We start from the raw sequence: 18680 nt of genomic DNA, 5'->3' as shown, positions 1-18680 counted from the left end.
CGTGAAGACATCTCTATCGCGCAGCTTCGGCACGGCGGCACTCGTGGCGTCCTTGATCGCTCCCGTCACGGCCATGGCCAAGGACAAGATCGTCATTGGGGAACAGAACTGGACCGGCGCCATCGCCATTCAGCACATCCTGGGCGAAGTCCTGCAAACCCGCCTGGATGCAGACGTTTCCTACCTGGCCGGGGATGTTCCGGTGCTGTTCAGCGCAGCGTCCAAGGGCGACGGCTCGGTGGATGTGCTGACCGACATCTGGCTGCCCAACCAGTCTGCTGCCTGGGCCAAATACGTCACTGGCGGCACCCGTTCACTGGTGCCCAACAAGCAGCCCTACGTGGGTGAGCAGGGCTTCTACATTCCCGGCTATGTGCAGGACAAGTACGGGGTCAAGTCGGTGTACGACCTGAAGAAACCGGAAGTGGCCAAGCTCTTCGAACCGCTGGGCGGCGGCAAGGCGCAGTTGCTGGTGGGGCCGGCGGGTTGGGAGTCGACCTACATCGGCGAGATCAAGGCCAAGGATTACGAGTTCGCCGATAAATTCGAGTCGATCTCCACCGAGGCCTCGGTGACTTATTCCAAATTGGCGGCGGCTTACAAGGCCGAGCGAGGCGTAATCTTCTACGCGTACACCCCGGACTGGATTTTCTCCGCCTTCGACCTGCGTCGCCTGGAAGAGCCGGCTTTCGACGGTTATGCCCAGGACAACAAAAAGGATGACCCGCTGTACAAGGCCGACGGTTGCTGGAAATTCATCAGCCCGACGGTCGACCCGGACTGGCTGAACAAGAGTCGTATTACCTGCGCGTTCCCGGACGCCAAGGTCTACGTGCTGTCCTCGGTTGCCCTGCAAAAACGTGCGCCCAAAATCGCCGAATTCTTGCAGAACGTTGCCATCGAGCCGTCGCAGCTCAATGACCTCATCCTGAAAATCGAAAAGGAAAAGCAACCGGCGGACGTGGCTGCCAAGGCGTGGGTCAAGGCCAACCCTGCCGTTATTGATCAGTGGCTGGCCGGTCCTGCGCAGAAAGTGAGTGCCAACTGATGACGACCGTACGTTTGTTGGATGGTGGCATGGGGCGGGAATTGCAGCGCATCGGCGCGCCTTTCCGTCAGCCGGAATGGTCGGCGTTGGCGCTGATCGAATCGCCGCAGTTCGTGCTGCAAGCACACCAGGCCTTCATCGCCGCCGGGGCCCGGATCATCACCACCAACAGCTACGCGGTGGTGCCATTTCACATCGGTGAGGAGCGTTTTGGCGAGCAGGGCCTGGAGCTGGCCGATCGCGCAGGAAGGCTGGCACGCCAGGCGGCCAGTGAAAATCCGGAGCCGGTCACGGTGGCCGGTTCGTTGCCGCCGGCCCTGGGGTCTTACCGGCCGGACCTGTTCGATCACACGCGCAGCGTTGCCATTCATCGAACGCTGATTGCCGGGCTACGCGATCACGTCGATGTCTGGCTGGCGGAAACCCAGAGCTCCATCGCCGAAGTGCGAGCGGTGGTCGAAGCGTTGGGTGCGCAGCCCAAGCCGCTGTGGCTGTCGTATACGCTACTGGATGACGCTGACGGGGCGCCACGGTTGCGCTCTGGCGAAACAGTCGGAGCGGCGGTGCAGGTGGCTGCTGAGCTGGGCGCGAAGGCGGTGTTGTTCAATTGCAGCCAGCCGGAAGTGATGGCTGCGGCGCTGGCCGAGGCGCGGTCAGTCATTGTCGGGCAGGCGATTGAACTGGGGGTATACGCCAATGCGTTTCCTGCGGTCACCGCCAAGGCCGAAGCCAATAGCACATTGCTGGAGATTCGCGCCGATTTGACCCCGGACTCGTATTTGAACTGGTCCAGTGCCTGGGTCGCGGCAGGTGCGAACATCATCGGCGGGTGCTGCGGCATTGGACCGGAGCATATTGCGCGGTTGAATGTGCACTTGGTGCAACAACAGGCATCTTGAGTGCCTGTACGGACCCCTTCGCGAGCAAGCCCGCTCCCACAGGGGGTGGACAACGCGGAGCTCCGGTGGGAGCGGGCTTGCTCGCGAAGAGGCCAGCCCCACACCACACCCCTCATCAATTGACCTGAACCTCGCACCGCCCCGGGTGTTCCATACCAAAACACCCCCGGATCGATGCCGCCATGAGTTCATTCAAGCCCTTGCTGACACCCCTCCAACACCAGCGGCTCTGCGCTCTGGATGCCTGGCATCGAGCGCTCGAGGACTGCACGCTGCGCATGAACTGCCCTGACGCCTACCATGAGACGCTGATACGCCATGCGGACGAGATGGATCGCAACGGTCTGGTGGATTGGCAGGAGTGGCGGGATCTGCGCGCCGAGGCAGACCGCGCCTATTTGCGGGCCGTCGCGGGTGAGGACTACCACCCGTCACGTTCCAGCGGTCGGCGCCTCGTCTAGCGCAGGGGAATGGGCCATGAACGAGCCACTGAAGTTCGGCATTGAAGAAGAGTATTTCCTCACCGATCTGGACTCTCGACAGGTGCCCGGGGAAGTCCCGCGCGAGGTGAGCAATCAGTGCGCGGCCGCCCTGGGACACGCCTTCGCCTACGAGATGTTCCAGTCGCAAATCGAAGTCGCCTCACCGGTTTTCACCAGCCTGCCTCAAGCGGCCGAATACCTGGTCAACGCCCGCGGAACCTTGCAGCAGGTATTGCAACCCTTTGCGCTCGGGTTGCTCAGCGCCGGCAGCCACCCCTTGGGCGATTGGCGTGCGCAACACCCCACCGACCAGGCGCATTACCGGCAGCTGTTCGACGATTATCAATATGTCGCCCGGCGCAGCCTGCTTTCTGGCCTGCACGTGCACGTGGAGGTTCCAGCTGACCTGGACCGTATCCGGGTGATGAACGAGGTCCTGCCGTGGACGCCGTTGCTTCTGGCATTGAGCTGCTCCTCACCGTTCTGGCAGGGGGATGACAGCGGATTCGCCAGCTATCGTCAGACCGCCTGCGATGAATGGCCGCGCATGGGCGTGCCGGAATACCTGGAAGATCAGCGCGCTTATGATGACTATGTGTCGTTTCTCATCGCCAATGGCGCCATGAAGAAAGCCAGTGGCTGCTGGTGGGCGGTGCGTCCATCCTCCAGCTACCCGACGCTCGAATTAAGGATGACCGACGCTTGCCCTCGTTTGAAGGATGCGCTGAGCCTGGCGTCGTTGTTCCGGGTGCTGGTTGCCTACGCCATTGCACAGCCTCGTGCGGGGGCTGACTACTCGGTGACGTCCCGTTGGACACTGATGGAGAACCGCTGGCGAGCAAAGAGGTCTGGCACCAACGCCATGTTTCTCGTCGAGGGCTTCGACCGTGCCTTGACCCTTGAGCAATGGTTGTCCCTGGCGGAGCAGGTATTGGGGGCAACAGCGCGATCATTGGGTGTCGAGGACGTCTTCGATGAGTTGCGGCACATAATCCGCGAGGGCAGCAGTGCAGGGCGGCAACGGGTCGTTTATCAAACGTCCATCAGTAGCGGTCGCCAACCCCATGAAGCGCTCTTGCAGGTGGTCGATCATCTACTGATCGAAACCGCGTCATCCTCGCGCCGTGACATGCCTCAGGCATTGGGCAGCAGCACGGTGAAGATAGTGCCTTGATCAGGTGTGGATTGCACTTCAATGCTGCCGTCGTGTCCTTCTACGATTTGTGCAGCGATGAACAAACCGAGCCCCAATCCGGACGATGAGCCTTTTTCGCCCGAGGCATAACTGGAATACCGGCCTTCTGGATTGAACAGGTGAGGCATGATTTGTGCGGGAATGAGCTCACCACGATTCTGCACGCTGAACAGAGTGCGGTGCCCGTCGCGCTTGAGTGTCACGTGGATCGGTTGCTGCGCATCCCCATGGCGGATGGCATTGGCGATCAAATTGGTGAACACCTGTTCCATGCGTAAAGGATCGAATTGCCCACTGACGTTTTCGTTGGCGTGCAGCACGAGCTGTACGGCGGGGAAACCGGTGCGCAGTTCTTCCACCACCGAGGCGCACAAACCGCTCAGCTCGCAGGGTTGACGATTGACCGGCAGCCCGGTGCCCAGGTTGACCCGCGCCAGGTCAAGCAAGTCATTGACCATCGAGTCGGCACGCCGCACGCTCGTGCTGATCTGCGTCGCAAGTCTGCGTTCGCGGTCGGACAGGTGAACGCTCTCTCGCAGCAGGTCACTGGCCATCATCACCGCGCCAAGCGGCGAGCGCAGGTCATGCCCCAGGACACCCAACACGGTCTTGCGCGTCGACTCGACGGCCTGCCCGTACGTTCTGATCGACTCAACGAGCGCCTGATCGATCGCTTCGTTGAAGCGAATCATGTCATCGATCCGATGAGTTTCATCAAAAGCGTTTTCCGCCATCCAGAGCCTGAGCACGCTGGAGCGCAGTGCCCGGTATTCAGAAACCATCTGATCCATGGAGAAACCGGCGACAAGGCGTGTCCTGGCATGGGTATCGGCGGGCGAATCGCCGTCAATATCGGGGCCCCGTCCTTCGGATTTGGCAATCTGCTGCTGCTCGGTCTGGGTCCTGCGCATGTCCCGCGCCACTGTTTCCAGAATGAATTGAGCGTGATTTCTCAGCCCTTTGGCGTCCATCGTCGGCATGGGTGTATCTATCGTCCTGGCATACGTAACCCAGGCCGCCAAAATCTGTTCCATGTGTTTGAGAATGAAATCGTGTAATCGCATGGCGGTCGTTGTTGCCTCCCTGGTCACCCATTTGATGTGCATGTACGTGCGACAGGCGAACGGATGGTGCCGGCCCTGCCTTCAGAAGTCATTTTAGTTCAGTGCCCAGAGAGTGTAGTGCCGTATGGGGTCTGTGCGATGACACTCGGTTCAATGTCGTGCGTTCAGCCACTGTTCGAAGTCTTGCGCCGGCATCGGACGTCCGTATAGGTAACCTTGACCCTGGTCGCAGCCGATTGTTTCAAGGAAACGATGCTGCTCTTCGGTTTCAACGCCTTCGGCAATGATCTTGAAGCCCAGTGCATGGCCCAGTTCCACGATGGTTTTGGTAATGGCCACGTTTATGGAGTCCTGGGGCAGGTCCGAGATGAACGTGCGATCGATCTTGATATGGTTGATCGGCAGGATCTTCAGGTACGCCAGAGACGAATACCCCGTACCGAAGTCATCGATGGCGGTGGTGATCCCCAGATTTTGCAGGGTGCACAGCACCTCCCTGGAGTGTTCGGGGCTGGCCATCATCAGGCTTTCCGTCACTTCGACCTCCAGCGCGCTGGCAGGCAGGTCGTACAGGTCCAGCGCGCAGCGAATGGTTTCGACGTAGTCGCTGCGATCGATCTGCAAGGTGGCGACGTTGATTGCGATGACGCCGTGGGCAATGCCCTGATCCTCCCAACGGCGCAGGTCCTTGCAGACCATGTCGACCACCTGTTCGCCGATCTGAATGATCAGCCCCGTGCTTTCTGCCAACGGAATGAATTCAGCAGGGGAAATCAGGCCTTTGATCGGGTCGCGCCAGCGGATCAATGCTTCTGCACCTTCGACCGCGTTCGTGACCAGATTGACCTTGGGTTGATACCAGACCTCGAATTCGTGATTGAGCACCGCCCGCCGCAGGAAGCGCTCGCTGTTCATGCGTTCCTGGGCGCGCAGTGTCATTTCGGGCTGGTAGAAGCGGTAGTCGTTACGACCACTGTCCTTGGCGCCATACATGGCAGTGTCTGCCTGGCGCAATAGAAGCTCGGGCGTTTCGGCGTCGTGCGGGGCAATCGAAATACCAATGCTGGCAGTCAGCAGCGTCGAGGTGCCTTTGAGGTCGAAGGGCTCCTGCAGTGAGGCCAGTAGCTTCTTGGCGATGATGATCGCGTCGGTGGGATGGGTCAGGTTGTTGAGAATCAGTGCAAACTCATCCCCGCCCAACCGTGAAACCGTGTCTTCTGCTCGTACGCACGCCAGGAAACGAGACGCCGCCTGCTGCAAGAGCAGATCACCCATCGAATGCCCCAGGCTGTCATTCACGGTCTTGAAGCTGTCCAGGTCAAGCACGACGACGGCCAGTGATTGGTTGTAGCTTAGCGAGAGGTCCAGTGAATGCTGCAATCGTTCGTGGAACAGCGAGCGGTTGGGCAGGGCGGTGACAGGGTCGTAGTGCGAGACGCGCTCCAGGTCGGACCTGGATTGATTGATGGCCGCCATATCGGAAAACACCGCGACGTAGTGGCTGATATTTGCATTGTCATTGTAGACCGCGTTGATGGTCAGCCATTGCGGATACAGCTCGCCGTCTTTCCTGCGATTCCACAACTCCCCGCGCCACAGCCCGCTGAGCTTCAGGGTTTCGATGATGTCGCGGTAAAACGCATTGTCCTGTTTGTCGCTGATGAGAATGTTGGGCTTGAAGCCGACGGATTCCTCGGCGCTGAAGCCGGTAATATGGGTAAACGCCGCGTTCACTGACAGGATGTGGCCGCGGGCGTTGGTGATGATCACGCCGTCGGCGGTATTGTCCAGAACGATGCCTGCCAGGCGTAACTGTTCGCTGTTCTGCCGGGTCGCGGTAATGTCGGTGGAAATACCCAGGACTCCTGAGGCTTGGCCACCGGCCCCTCTGAGCACGCATTTGGTGGTCAGGTAAGTTCGAGTCGCGCCCTGTTGCACCAGTTGATCCTCGAAATGCAGTATGCCGCCGGTTTCGAGCACTTTCTTGTCGTTCTCGCGCAGCGTGTGGGCCTCCTGCGTGGGCAAATAATACTCCCGCGTCTGGCCTTTCATTTCTTCAAAGGAAATATTGGCGGCCTGCTCGAACATGCGGTTGCAAAGCCGCAGTTTGCCTTCGGTGTCATAGACGTAGATGAGCGATGGAGCGTTTTCGACGATCTCCAGCAACAGGGCCTTCTGCGTGTGCAAGGCTTCTTCGGCCTTCTTCCTGTCGGAGATGTCGCGCACCACGGCGTAGAGCATCGGCTCGTCAGCCAGATTGACCGAGCACAGCGTGACCTCGGCCGGGAAAACGCTGCCATCGCCGCGCTTGTGCAGCCATTCGAAACGGTGCACACCGTTGGCCAGAGCCGTTTTCAACATGGCCTGTGCCTTGACGGTCGACAACTGTCCGTCGCCTTGATACTCGGGAGAGATGTCGGTCGTGCGGATTCGGTGATACGTGGCGGGATCATCGAAACCGAAAACGCGCATCGCCGCCGCGTTGGCCTGGGTGCAAATACCGCCCGGGCCCAGAATCCAGATAGGATCGGGGGAGCGCTCGAACAGCGCACGAAAACGCGATTCACTCTGGCCCAATGACCTCTCGATCACCCGGCGCTCTTCGATTTCCTGCGCCAGCTCGGTATGGCGCTGGCGGATGAGTTGGTTGCGCCTGCTCAGTTGCGCCGCGAACACCGTCAGCAGCCCGGTGCCGATCAGGGCCGAGAGGAACAGTGGCGACACGAGCAGGGACGCAGGGCGCGAGCCCGCTACGGGCAATGCCGCCAACTCCCAGGTACCACCGGGTACATCGACCGATGTGACCAGCGCATCGCCCTGGAACAGCTGCGGATCACCTTTGATCATTTCGCCCAAGGCACCCCTGCCGTCCCGGCCACGCAGCGCAAGGCGCAGACTGCTGCTGGTGTTCAGCCCCCCCGCGTCGAGCAACCGATCCACGTCAGCGACCACGGACGTGCTGCCCCAGTACACCGTTACCCCTGAGGCATCAGTGACGAAGACGGGGCGACGATGAATAAACGCCTGACCGCCCTGCACCAGCGTGACGGGGCCGGCCAATACCGACGTCTTGTTTTTGCGGGCGAGTTCGAGCGCCGGATATTGGTCTGCAACCGTACGGTAATCCAGGCCCAGGATCTGTTGGTTGCCGGCGATTGGAAATACCCGACTGACGACGTCATTGGGCGCCAGAGAGAGGTGATGAATGTGCGGTTGGGACTCGATCGCTCGTTGCGACATGCCGTCGAAGTGCGCTGCAGTGATGGTGCCATCCAGGCTCAGCAGTTGTCCGATACCCGCCGTCACATCGAATGTCGAGCGAACCTGGCTCTCCAGCCGAGCCTTGACTCCGGCCAGCTCCACCATGCCTTGGGCGGCGGCCTCCTGTGCCTCTTCGTGCACGTCCATGGCACCCAGGGTGACAGAAATGACGATTCCGCTCAAAAAAATGCTGGCTGGCAATACAAAGGTACGCCACCGACTTTGCGGCTCGGGAGTCGGGCTATTTTGGGTGTCCGGGGCCGTGGCGGCTCTTGGTGTGTCCAACGCGTCGTTCCTTGAGTCCATGCACGGCATCTGCCTTTGAGTTGACTGGTCGGCAACAATGAAAGTTTCGATGGATAATGAGTGAACCTCAAGTGGAATTCGGACCTAAGTTCTTATCGCTTATCTGAACGCCGTGTACGACATTAACTCAAACGAGCCGTCCTCTCCATGACCCTGACGCGAATCGGTTTTGCCTGTCAGTTCAAGCATCCGCAGCGTGAGCTGTCGGTGTCTGAGCTCAAGGCGCTCGAAGGCCCCTTGAACCCGCGTACTACCACCCTTCGCTGGATGGACACGGTGTCGCCGCAGCTTGCGCGCGACAAGCTGATTGAAGTGGTGCTGCACAACCTGGCCGCACAACTGCGCCTGCTCGAATATGTCAGCGGGTTGCCGCCGACCCTTCGCATGCTGCGTCTGAGCAGCGACCTTTTGCCGTTCTACAGCCATCAAAAGGTTCGCGATTTCTATCGCGACCCCGGGATCGAGCAGCAGTTGGCGGCGGGGTTCGCCGCCATCGGCGAGCTGGCGCGCGAGGCGGACATACGCCTGTCGTTTCACCCCGGACAATATTGTGTGTTGGGATCGGATAACCCAGGTGTCGTGGAAAACAGCGTCGCCGAGTTCGAATACCACGCCGACATGATCCGCATGATGGGCTACGGACGGCGTTTCCAGGACCTCAAGTGCAATGTGCACATCGCCGGGCGATTGGGTGTCGAGGGAACGCGTGCCGTCTGGTCGAGGCTGTCGGAGGTTGCCAGGAACTGCATCACTTTCGAGAACGACGAGAAAACCTACGGGCTGGACCATTGCCTGCAAGTGGCCGACCTGGCGCCCGTGGTGCTGGACATTCACCACTGCTGGATCCATGAAAACGACTACATCGCCCCCGATGACCCCAGGGTTGCACGAGTGATCGACAGTTGGCGCGGCGTCCGTCCGACCATGCATTACTCCCAGCCACCGGAGCGTTTGCAGGAATTGGGCTTCGATGCCGGCAACAAGCTGGAGATGGAGGCGTTGTTGCAGGTGGTGTCAAAGCGTGACCTCTATGCGCACAGCGACCAGATGTGGAACCGCTGGACCAATGACTACGCGCTGCAGTTTCGCGATCGCTTCGACATCATGCTCGAGGCCAAGGACAAGAACCTGGCGGCGCTGGCGTTTTACGACTACTCGAACGGCCTCGAAAACCTTTAGGAGCGAGCATGTCGAGGCGTCGAACCGTCGCGATGGTAGTCCAGACACCGCGGGCGTCCAGACAGCCAGCGTCATCGTTAACGACCATCGCGACGGTTCGACGCCTCGACATGCTCGCTCCTACAGGTTGCACAGTTGTTGTGCATAACTCTTCGGCGAACACCCGGTCCGCTCCTTGAAGCAGCGATAAAACGTCGACAACGAATTGAACCCCGCCGCACTGGCTATCTCCTCGATCCGGGCCGTCGTGCCCTGGGTGTTCAGGTGCTCCAGCGCCTCATCCAGCCGCAGCTGATTGAGCAGCGCATAAAACGTTTGCCCGCGAACCTGATTGAGGAAAAACGAAATCTGGTTACGCGTGTACCCCGTCGACGCCGCGACATTGGACAAGTCCAGGCGTGGATCGAGGTACGGCTTGGACTGTTCGAAATACTGCTGCAAATCATTGGCCAGCGCGCCGATCTGCCGGGCGGACAAGCCCAGGCGGCTTACGGCACCTGCGCTGTATGTCGGGCGGGTTATGGGCGGCGCCTGGCTGACGAGGGCTGCATGCTCGTTGACCCTGACAATCAACCCGTCCCGGATCGACAGCGCTTCGACGGTGCGCAATGACACCAGCCCGTCACTGCCGTTGAGTGTCACCTGGTATTGCAGGAACGCGGTATCGCCGTCGACTCGCAGGCGGTCGGTGTAGGTCTGCAATTCCTGCGACCCGCGCGGCATGCTGGCGCCGAGATACGCGCGTAGTTGTCCGTAGTCCAGCGCGCGGTTTTGCAGGAAATCGTTGTACTCGACCGCCGGGTGATACAGCGCCATCACCGCGTCGAGGTCGCGGCGTTTCCAGGCCTGGTGGTAAAGCACGGCGACCAGGTGGGTCTGGGCGCTCGCCGGGTCCGTCACGAAGGTGTCGGTGGTGGGTAAATCCAGTGCTTGCACAACGAACTCCAGGTCGCGCATCAGGGGCGAGCCGTGAGTATTCCAGAAGCCGTGGTTTTCCGCCCGTGTCCGCTGCGAGGTTTGTCGCGCCGTGGTGCCTGTGAAAGCGCAGGCGTTTGCATTAGCGTCAGCCTATGAATTTTCGGAGCCGAGCGCATGCCCCAGCACACCGCGAACCCATCCCTGGCTGATGCCCGGCCTTACCCCGTCTGGCTGGAGGCGCGAGTCAGCCCGCCAGCCGCTCCCCGACTGACCGGCGACATCCTCTGCGACATTGCCATCGTCGGCGGTGGTTTTGTCGGTTTGTGGACGGCGCTGAAAGCGCGCCAGCGTTGGCCCGATGCAAGGATCGTGGTGCTGGAGGCCGGGGAGTGCGGCGGTGAGGCGAGTGGACGCAACGGTGGGTTCTGCGCACCGAGCATTTCCCATGGTGTGGCCAATGCGTTGAAACGCTGGCCGGGGGAGGCCGAGCAACTGGTGCGCCTGGGTCGGGAGAACCTCGATGCTTTCCAGCAGGATCTTCAGGAGTACGCCATGGACGTGGCGTTCGAGCGCCAGGGCAAACTCAACGTCGCCAGCCAGCCGTGGCAGGTCGATGGCTTGCGCTCGATGCAGCGCAACTATGAGCGCTTCGGCATTGATTGTCAGTACGTGGAAGGCGTTGACCTCAAGGCCTACCTGGACTCGCCCGACTATGTCGCCGGTGTCTTCGAGCCCAATTATGCGCTGCTCAACCCGGTGAAAATGGTCACCGAGTTGCGCCGGGTTTGCCTGGCGCAAGGGGTGCAGTTGTTCGAGCATTCGCCTGTCAGTCGTTTGCGTGAAGACGGCACTTATCAGGTGCTGGAAACCGGCCTGGGCACGGTCAGGGCGGACAAGGTCGCGCTCGCCACCAACATCGCACCGCCCCTGCTGGGGACGCTTAAATCCAAGGTCATTCCGATCTATGACTATGCCTTGGCAACCCAGCCGCTGAACGAAGAGCAATTGCGCGCCATTGGCTGGGTCGGGCGCTACGGCATCGCCGACAGCGGCAATCAGTTTCATTACCTGCGCAAGACCGAGGACAACCGCATTCTCTGGGGCGGCTATGACGCGATCTATCACTTCGGCAGCCGCCGCGACGAGGCGCTGACCCAGCGTCCCGACAGCTTCGCCACCCTGGCCCGGCAATTTCAGGCGGCCTTCCCGGCGTTGGTCGATGTGCGTTTCAGCCACGCCTGGGGCGGCATCATCGACACCTCGGCGCGCACCACGATGTTCTGCGGCACCGCGTCCAATGGCCGTGTGGCCTATGCCCAGGGCTTCACCGGGCAGGGTGTGTCCGCCAGCCGTTTCGCGGCATTGACCCTGCTCGACCTGCTGGAGGGCAAAGCCACTGAGCGTACGAAGCTGGCGATGACCTCGACCGCACCGTTTCCGTTTCCCCCCGAGCCCTTGCGGTACCTGGGCGTGTCGATGGCCCAGCGCTCGCTGGCCCGCGAAGACCGCACCGGGCACCGCGACTGGCTGCTCAAGGGGTTCGATGCATTGGGCATCGGGTTTGATTCTTGACTGGAGTGAGTACACGCATGAGCACGCCTTCGCACATCATCGACTTCGCCAACCCCGAGTTGCCCGTGGTCGAACTCGACACCACGGACCCGGCGCTGGTCGACATACCGTACCGTAGCCGCAGCTGGCGGCATTTTGTCGACCCGCAGAAAAAAGCCACCGCCGGCATCTGGGAGGCCCCGCCCCATCTGGAGCGCTGCGAGTGCGACTACGATGAGCTTTGCCACCTGCTCGAAGGGCAAGTTCGCCTGACCGACAGCGATGGCGCCAGCCAGTCGTTCCAGGCCGGTGACACCTTCGTGGTGGCCGCCGGGTTCAAGGGTACCTGGGAAAACCTCACGCACGTGCGCAAGGTGTTCATGATTCTGCGGGGCTGACATTTGGGTTGTCTGGACTGGCCTCTTCGCGGGCAAGCCCGCTCCTACAATGATCCGTGTTGTTGCATAAATAGTGTGAACACCCAAAACCCTATGGGAGCGGGCTTGCCCGCGAAGAGGACGTCATAGCCACCGCGAAACCTCAATCCACCCGCGCAATCATCTCCAGCTCGCGCATCAGCCAATCCGAGAATGCCTTTGCCAGGTCATTCGCGCCCCGCGGCGGCAGGATGATGAAGTACGGGTGCGGGGCCGGGAACTGGATGTCGAACAGGCGGATCAGCGTACCCTGGGCCAGGTGCTCGCCCGCCAGGATGTGATCGCTGATGGTCACGCCCGTGCCGGCAATCGCCGCGTCGATGGTCAATGAGGCATTCGGCAGGTAGATGTTCTGCCGACCCTGCAAGCTGGGAATGCCGGCCGCCAGGAAATAGCGGCTCCAGTCATAGCCCTCGTCCTCATGCAGCAACACCTGGCGCTCCAGGTCACGTGGTTTGCGCAACGGTTCGCTGCCGTTGAGCAGGCGCGGGCTGCCCACCGGGAAATACATGATGTCGCCCAGCGCCGCGATGCGCTGGCCTTCGACCTGGCTGTCACCAAACGAAATCACCAGGTCGACGTTCGGTGTCGCCTGTTCGATCGGCAGCATGTACAGCGACACGTCCGGGTAATCACGCAAAAAACGGTCGAGGATTTTCGAGATTCGCGCCAACAGGGCCGGGGCGCAGGCGATGCGCAGGCTGCCCGAGGGCGTCGAGGTGGGCAGGGCGGTCTGGATGTCCCGCAGTTGCTCGAACGCGCCGTTGACCAACTGGCTCAACTTGCGCCCCGCCGAGGTCAGGTGCACGCCCTTGCCCTGGCGCTCCACCAGCGCCACTTCCAGCTCTTCCTCTAGCTTCTTGATCTGGTGGCTGATGGCGCTGTGGGTAACGTGCAGTTCCAGTGCCGCACCGCCCGTGCTGCCCTGCCGGACCAGGGCATCGAAAGCGCGCAGGGCGATCAGGGAGGGGAGGCGGCGTGTCGCTTTCAGAGCCATGTTTGCCTGATTGATGGTTAGTTGAATTCACATGAAACCTAGAAAACAAATCATTTGATGTCAATCTGGTTTGTCGTGAAGATGGCTCCACCAGTCAGTCACTCATACGGTTACACGAGAGGGATTTTCGATGTCGGTTCAGCAAGCGCAATTTGTCGACCTGATACGCCTCGGCAAGTCCTACGGGCAAACCCGTGCGTTGAGTGACCTGACCCTGCACATCAAGCGCGGTGAATTCCTCACCCTGCTCGGGCCGTCCGGTTCCGGCAAAAGCACCACCCTGATGATGCTCGCCGGCTTCGAAACGCCCAGCGAAGGCCGCATCGAACGCAATGGCCAGAACATTACCCACCTGCCCGCCGACCAGCGCGATTTTGGCGTGGTGTTCCAGGGCTATGCGCTGTTCCCGCACATGACTGTGGCGCAGAACATCGCCTACCCGCTCAAGGTGCGCAAAATGCCCGCCGCACAGATCACCGAGAAGGTCGGGCAGATGCTCGAAAGGGTCGGCCTGCAAGGTAAGGGCGAGCGCGGCATCCAGCAGTTGTCCGGCGGCCAGCAACAGCGTGTGGCCCTGGCCCGGGCGCTGGTGTTCGAACCCTCGTTGCTGCTGCTCGACGAACCCTTGTCCGCCCTCGACCGCCGCCTGCGCCAGGAGATGCAGATGGAGCTGGCGCGCATGCACAAGGAATTCGGCACCACCTTTGTTTTCGTCACCCACGACCAGGAAGAAGCACTGGCGCTGTCCGACCGGGTCGCGGTGTTCAATCATGGTCGCCTGGAACAGCTGGGCACGCCGCAGGAAGTCTACGAGCGGCCGTCCAGTCGCTTCGTCGCCAACTTCCTTGGTGACACCAACCTGCTCGGCGTGCAGGGCATTCGCCGCCAGGACGACGCGCTGATCTGCAATTACCAGGGTCGCTCGCTGGTGGTGACCCGCGGCGCCGACCCGCTGGCGGTAAGCAATGCCGGCGAGCACTGGCTGGCGATCCGCCCCGAACACGTCGACCTGCAACCGCTCGCCCAGGCCGGCGGCGGCAACGGCGTGATCGCGCGCATGGAAAAACTCACTTACCTGGGTACCCACGTCAGCCTCGACATGCGCCTGGACGATGCGCAACCGATGGCGTTGCGCATCCCGGTCGGTCATCCGATGTTGAGCAACCTGCAACAGGGCCAGCCGTATTGGTGCGCCTGGTCGCAGCAACATGGCCACCTGATTTCGGCTTAAAACAACAGCAAGCAACACACCTAATAAAAACTGGTTCGATCACCTGCCCACCACCTATTGCATGGGGTTCCGAGGATGAAAGACAAACAGCGCTTTATCGACGACACAATGGACATCGCCCGGGAGAAACTCGAAGCCGGCACGCTCAGCCGTCGCAGTTTCAACCAGGCCCTGATGGTCGCGGCCGCCATGGCCGGGCTCGGTCCGATGCGCGGTGCCTTCGCCGCCGGCGGTTCGCTGGTGGTGTCCAACTGGGGTGGCGATGCGGTCCCGGCCTTCGAGAAAAGCTACCTGGATTTCGCCGGCGCCAGTGGCCTGGTGCTCAAGGTCGACGGCAGCGGCCCCACCGAAGGCGCGGTGAAAACCCAGGTTAACAGCGGCGCCGTGCGCTGGGACGTGTGCGACGGTGAAATGTATTCCTCGTACCGCCTGGGCAAGGAGGGGGTGCTGACGCCCATCGACTACTCGATCGTCGACAAGTCTTTGATCGGCTATGGCGATATCCACGAATTCGGCCTGGCCAACTACACCTACAGCTACGTGATCGGCTACGACGCCAAACGCTTCGGCAAGAACCCGCCGAAAAGCTGGGCGGATTTCTGGGACGTGAAGAAGTACCCCGGCAAACGCACGCTGTACAAATGGATGAGCGCCAACCTGGAGTGCGCGCTGCTGGCCGATGGCGTCGCCCCGGACAAGCTCTACCCGCTGGACGTCGACCGCGCCCTGCGCAAGATCGAGGAGCTGATGCCCCACGTGGTCACGCACTGGTCCACCGGTGCCGAGTCGCAACAACTGCTGCGCGACGGCGAGGCGAGCATGGGCCAGATGTGGCACACCCGCGCCGAACTGGTCAAACACGACACCGGTGGTGCGGTGGACTGGACCTTCGACAACGCCATCGTCGCGCCGTCGGTGTGGTTCGTGCCGAAGAACAACCCGGCCGGTTCCGCCAACGCCATGAAGTTCATCGCCTACGCCTTGCGCCCGGAAGTCCAGGCCAGGCTGATGGAGGTCTACAACATGGGCCCGGTGGATGCCAAGGTCAACGCCTTGCTCTCGCCCGAGTTGCAGCGCATCAACCCGACCGCGCCGGACAACCTGGCCAAACAGGTGTCGATGAACAACCGGTGGTACGCCGATCACTACGGTGAAACCCTCGAACGTTACCTGGCCCTGATTGGTGGCTGACATGCGACTCGGTTCCCAAGGCACGTTGCGCATCTATGCGCTGCTGATCCTGCCGTTGCCGGTGATCATCCTCGTCGGTTACCTGTTGCCGACGGTGGGTGTGCTGGGCTGGAGTCTCAGCCTGCCGCAGCCAGGCGTGCAGCATTACGCGACGATCATCGACAACGCGACGATCCACACGGTCATCTGGCGCACGCTGCGCATCTGCCTGCTGACCACGCTGATCAGCGTCACCATCGCCTACCTGATTGCCTATCGCTGGCGGTTCGCATCCGGGCGCGGGCGGCAGCTCATCGAGTTGTTCGTGCTGCTGCCGTTCTGGTTGTCGATGCTGATCCGCGCGTTCGCCTGGCTGGTGTTGTTGCGCAACGACGGTCTGGTCAACCAGAGCCTGCTGACCCTGGGCATCGTCGACGAGCCGCTGGCGCTGGTGCGCAATGAACTCGGGGCGCTGATCGGCATGGTGCATTTCATGGTGCCCTATGCGGTGCTGCCGTTGCTGTCCTCGATGCGCCAGATCGACGACGGCCTGCTGCGGGCGGCAAGCAGTCTGGGCGCGCGACGCTGGGCGATGCTACGGGACGTGTTCTTCCCGCTCACCGTGCCCGGTGTGGCGGCGGCCTCGGCGACGGTGTTCGTGTTCAGCCTCGGTTGCTTCGTTACGCCGGCCCTGTTGGGCGGTGGCAAGGCGGCGATGCTGGCCGAGAGCATCTACATCCAGATGTTCCAGTTGTCCAACTGGGGTCTGGGCGCCGCGCTGAGCATTGTCCTGATGTTGATGGTCGCGGTTTGCGCGCTGGTGTTCGGCAAGCTGGTGGGTTTTGCACGTTTGACCGGGAGAACCGCATGAGTAGCTTGCCAACGGTAAGTCGTCTGGCCGCGCAGGCGCCGGCCGCTGCACGATTGAAGCCGCGCTTCGATGTCGCCCGGCTGCTGTCGTTCGCCGGCCTGTTGCTGGCGGCGGCTTTCCTGCTGCTGCCGGTGCTGGTCATCGTGCCGCTGTCGTTCGGTGATCAACGCTATCTGGCCTTTCCGGACGGCGCCTGGTCTCTGCGCCACTACCTGGAGCTGCTCAGTGGTGGCTGGCTCAGCTCGATCCTGCAAAGCCTGGGGCTGGCGATTGTCGTGGGGGTGATCAGCACCGCCCTGGCATTGCTGTTCGCCACCGGCATCTGGCTGGAGCCCCGTCACCGCATTGCGCTGACCACCGTGGTGCTGTTGCCGATGATCGTGCCGCAGGTGGTGTCCGCCATGTCCATCTATTACCTGGGGGCGAAGGTGCAGCAACTCGACACCTTGCTCGGCGTGGGTTTTGGCCACCTGATGATGGCACTTCCGTACTCGCTGATCGCCATGCTGGTGGCCTACAGCCGGCTCGACAGCAGCCTGTACAAGGCCTCGCGTTCGATGGGCGCGGGCCTGTGGATGACCCTCCGCCAGGTGCTGATGCCCAACGTGCGGGTGGGCATGGCCGGGAGTTTCTTCATGGCCTTCATCATGTCCTGGGAAGAGGTGGTGGTCACGCTGTTCACCAGCGGCCTCAACGTCATTACCGTGCCCAAGCGCATCTGGGATGGCCTGCGCTACAACCTCGATCCGGCCGTCGCCGCCGTTTCCACCCTGATGATCTTCATCACCCTGGTCGTGCTGCTGGTGCGCCTGTACCGGCACGACAGGAACGCTGACACACCGGGTCGCTAGCCGGCCCGTCTCAACGCAATACCTCACTCGTCACCCGTGCACCTTTTCCCTAAGGAGGGAGTCCTCATGATGACTGCATTTCCGCTGCGCACTTATCGTCAACGTATCGACGCGGTCAAACGCCGAATGAGCGAGCGTGGCCTCGACGCGATGGTGATCAACTACCCGGACAACATCAACTACCTGACGGGCTTCGACAGCCTGGGTTTCCTCTGGTACCAGGCGCTGATCATTTCGCCGAAACTGGCCAACCCGACCTTCCTCACCCGCACCAGCGAAGAGCCGTGCACCTATGAGTTGTCGAGTCTGGAAGAGGGGATCTTCTACGACATCGCCAAGCAGGACCCGCTGCGCATCGTCGCCGATTCGCTCGAAGGGCTGGGCCTGAGCCAGGGTCGCATCGGCCTGGAAATGCAGGCCTCGACCTTCAGCGCCCTGCAATACACCACGCTGCTGCGGCACATGCCCAACGCGCATTTCGAGGATGCCTCGGTGGTGGTCGCCGAAGAGCGCCTGATCAAGACCGCCGAAGAAATCGAATACCAGCGCAGCGCCGCACGCATGGCCGACTACGGCATGCGCGCCGCGTTCGAGGCGCTGCGTCCGGGCATGTCGGAAGTGGAGATTTCCGGGATCGTCTCCCAGGCGCTGGGCGAGGCCGGCAGCGAGTATTCGGCGATCAGTCCGATGTGTGCCACCGGGCGGCGCAGCACCATGACCCACGCCATGCCGCACCGCATCACCATCAGTCCGGGTGATGTGGTGATTCTCGAACATGCCGGCGTGTGCAACCGTTACCACGCGATCCTGATGCGCACCGCCGTCATCGGCAAACCGACGGCGCGGGTACGGGAAGTCTCGACCCTGCTGACCGAAGCTTTCAATGCTGCCATCGACGTGGCCAAGCCGGGCACGCCGGTGGGTGAGGCCAACCGGGTGTGCAACAAGATCCTTGACCGCATCGACCTGTCGCGCACCCGCGTGCACCGCATCGGCTACAGCCTGGGCCTGGCCTATCCGCCGACCTGGCTGGAAGCGATGATGGTCGACGAGGCCGACGACCATGTGTTTCAGCCAAACATGTCGTTCTCGATCGAGCCTAACCTGTCCCTGTACTCCGAAGGCTTTGGGCTCAAGCTGGGTGACACCGTGCTGTGTGAAAAGGATGGCTCGCGCAGCCTGTCCGAGATTGCCCCAGAGCTTGTGATCATCGACTGAGG

The 18680-nt window shown here is 61.5% G+C and carries 16 protein-coding genes; 12 read left to right on the top strand and 4 right to left on the bottom strand.

Translation table 11 applies throughout. From position 1 onward, the window contains the following. Position 1: 1 nt before the first annotated feature. The 4 genes from AB4N64_RS14750 to AB4N64_RS14735 all read left to right on the top strand — a co-directional run bounded on the left by AB4N64_RS14750 (position 2) and on the right by AB4N64_RS14735 (position 3603). Entirely contained in the window at positions 2-1048 is a 1047-nt protein-coding gene (locus AB4N64_RS14750) for an ABC transporter substrate-binding protein (protein ID WP_460116547.1), read from the top strand. After that, positions 1048-1947 carry a homocysteine S-methyltransferase family protein gene (locus tag AB4N64_RS14745; RefSeq protein WP_460116546.1) on the top strand — a complete coding sequence of 300 codons (900 nt, stop codon included), beginning with the start codon at positions 1048-1050 and terminating at the stop codon, positions 1945-1947. The genes AB4N64_RS14750 and AB4N64_RS14745 overlap by 1 nt, the downstream gene beginning before the upstream one ends. 182 nt (positions 1948-2129) lie before the next feature. After that, a complete protein-coding gene (locus tag AB4N64_RS14740; RefSeq protein ID WP_460116544.1) occupies positions 2130-2408 on the top strand; it encodes a hypothetical protein in 279 nt (92 codons plus the stop codon). A 16-nt stretch (positions 2409-2424) separates the two neighbouring features. Then, the gene (locus AB4N64_RS14735; RefSeq protein ID WP_460116542.1) at positions 2425-3603 is read left to right on the top strand and encodes a carboxylate-amine ligase; all 1179 of its coding nucleotides are present in this window, start codon (positions 2425-2427) and stop codon (positions 3601-3603) included. Here the strand turns inward: AB4N64_RS14735 and AB4N64_RS14730 are convergent. Together AB4N64_RS14730 and AB4N64_RS14725 are read right to left on the bottom strand one after the other, a co-directional pair. Then, positions 3564-4688: an ATP-binding protein gene (locus AB4N64_RS14730; RefSeq protein ID WP_460116540.1), complete on the bottom strand. Its 1125-nt coding sequence runs from the start codon at positions 4686-4688 to the stop codon at positions 3564-3566. The genes AB4N64_RS14735 and AB4N64_RS14730 overlap by 40 nt on opposite strands. Before the next feature lie 150 nt (positions 4689-4838). Continuing rightward, positions 4839-8234 (bottom strand): bifunctional diguanylate cyclase/phosphodiesterase, encoded by a 3396-nt coding sequence (locus tag AB4N64_RS14725; RefSeq protein ID WP_460116539.1) that lies wholly within the window; start codon positions 8232-8234, stop codon positions 4839-4841. Between the two features lie 168 nt (positions 8235-8402). Here AB4N64_RS14725 and AB4N64_RS14720 point away from each other — a divergent pair, with 168 nt between their 5' ends. After that, the gene (locus tag AB4N64_RS14720; protein WP_460116538.1) at positions 8403-9434 is read left to right on the top strand and encodes a UV damage endonuclease UvsE; all 1032 of its coding nucleotides are present in this window, start codon (positions 8403-8405) and stop codon (positions 9432-9434) included. A 120-nt stretch (positions 9435-9554) separates the two neighbouring features. Here AB4N64_RS14720 and AB4N64_RS14715 read toward each other — a convergent pair whose 3' ends face one another. Further along, positions 9555-10391, bottom strand: a complete 837-nt coding sequence (locus AB4N64_RS14715; protein ID WP_460116537.1) for an AraC family transcriptional regulator — start codon at positions 10389-10391, stop codon at positions 9555-9557. Positions 10392-10526: 135 nt separating this feature from the next. Here AB4N64_RS14715 and AB4N64_RS14710 point away from each other — a divergent pair, with 135 nt between their 5' ends. Together AB4N64_RS14710 and AB4N64_RS14705 are read left to right on the top strand one after the other, a co-directional pair. Further along, positions 10527-11924 (top strand): NAD(P)/FAD-dependent oxidoreductase, encoded by a 1398-nt coding sequence (locus tag AB4N64_RS14710; RefSeq protein WP_460116535.1) that lies wholly within the window; start codon positions 10527-10529, stop codon positions 11922-11924. Between the two features lie 17 nt (positions 11925-11941). Beyond that, positions 11942-12301, top strand: coding sequence for a cupin domain-containing protein (locus AB4N64_RS14705; RefSeq protein WP_460116534.1), 360 nt, complete (start codon positions 11942-11944; stop codon positions 12299-12301). Between the two features lie 142 nt (positions 12302-12443). On the opposite strand, the gene AB4N64_RS14700 is transcribed toward AB4N64_RS14705, so the two are convergent. Next, the gene (locus tag AB4N64_RS14700; protein ID WP_460116532.1) at positions 12444-13337 is read right to left on the bottom strand and encodes a LysR family transcriptional regulator; all 894 of its coding nucleotides are present in this window, start codon (positions 13335-13337) and stop codon (positions 12444-12446) included. A gap of 130 nt (positions 13338-13467) precedes the next feature. Between AB4N64_RS14700 and AB4N64_RS14695 the strand changes: the two genes are divergently transcribed. From AB4N64_RS14695 to AB4N64_RS14675, 5 genes are all read left to right on the top strand, one after another. After that, entirely contained in the window at positions 13468-14568 is a 1101-nt protein-coding gene (locus AB4N64_RS14695) for an ABC transporter ATP-binding protein (protein ID WP_460116530.1), read from the top strand. Between the two features lie 75 nt (positions 14569-14643). Next, positions 14644-15759 (top strand): ABC transporter substrate-binding protein, encoded by a 1116-nt coding sequence (locus AB4N64_RS14690; protein ID WP_460116529.1) that lies wholly within the window; start codon positions 14644-14646, stop codon positions 15757-15759. 1 nt (position 15760) lies between these two features. Next, entirely contained in the window at positions 15761-16609 is an 849-nt protein-coding gene (locus tag AB4N64_RS14685; RefSeq protein ID WP_460116527.1) for an ABC transporter permease, read from the top strand. Then, positions 16606-17460: an ABC transporter permease gene (locus AB4N64_RS14680; protein ID WP_460116526.1), complete on the top strand. Its 855-nt coding sequence runs from the start codon at positions 16606-16608 to the stop codon at positions 17458-17460. The genes AB4N64_RS14685 and AB4N64_RS14680 overlap by 4 nt, the downstream gene beginning before the upstream one ends. Positions 17461-17526: 66 nt before the next feature. After that, positions 17527-18678, top strand: coding sequence for a M24 family metallopeptidase (locus AB4N64_RS14675; protein ID WP_460116524.1), 1152 nt, complete (start codon positions 17527-17529; stop codon positions 18676-18678). The last annotated feature ends 2 nt before the right edge of the window (positions 18679-18680 follow it).

It is taken from the genome of Pseudomonas sp. S2_C03 (genome assembly GCF_054668405.1).
Note: the sequence above shows the minus strand (reverse complement) of the source record. Positions and strands in the feature narration are given on the sequence as shown.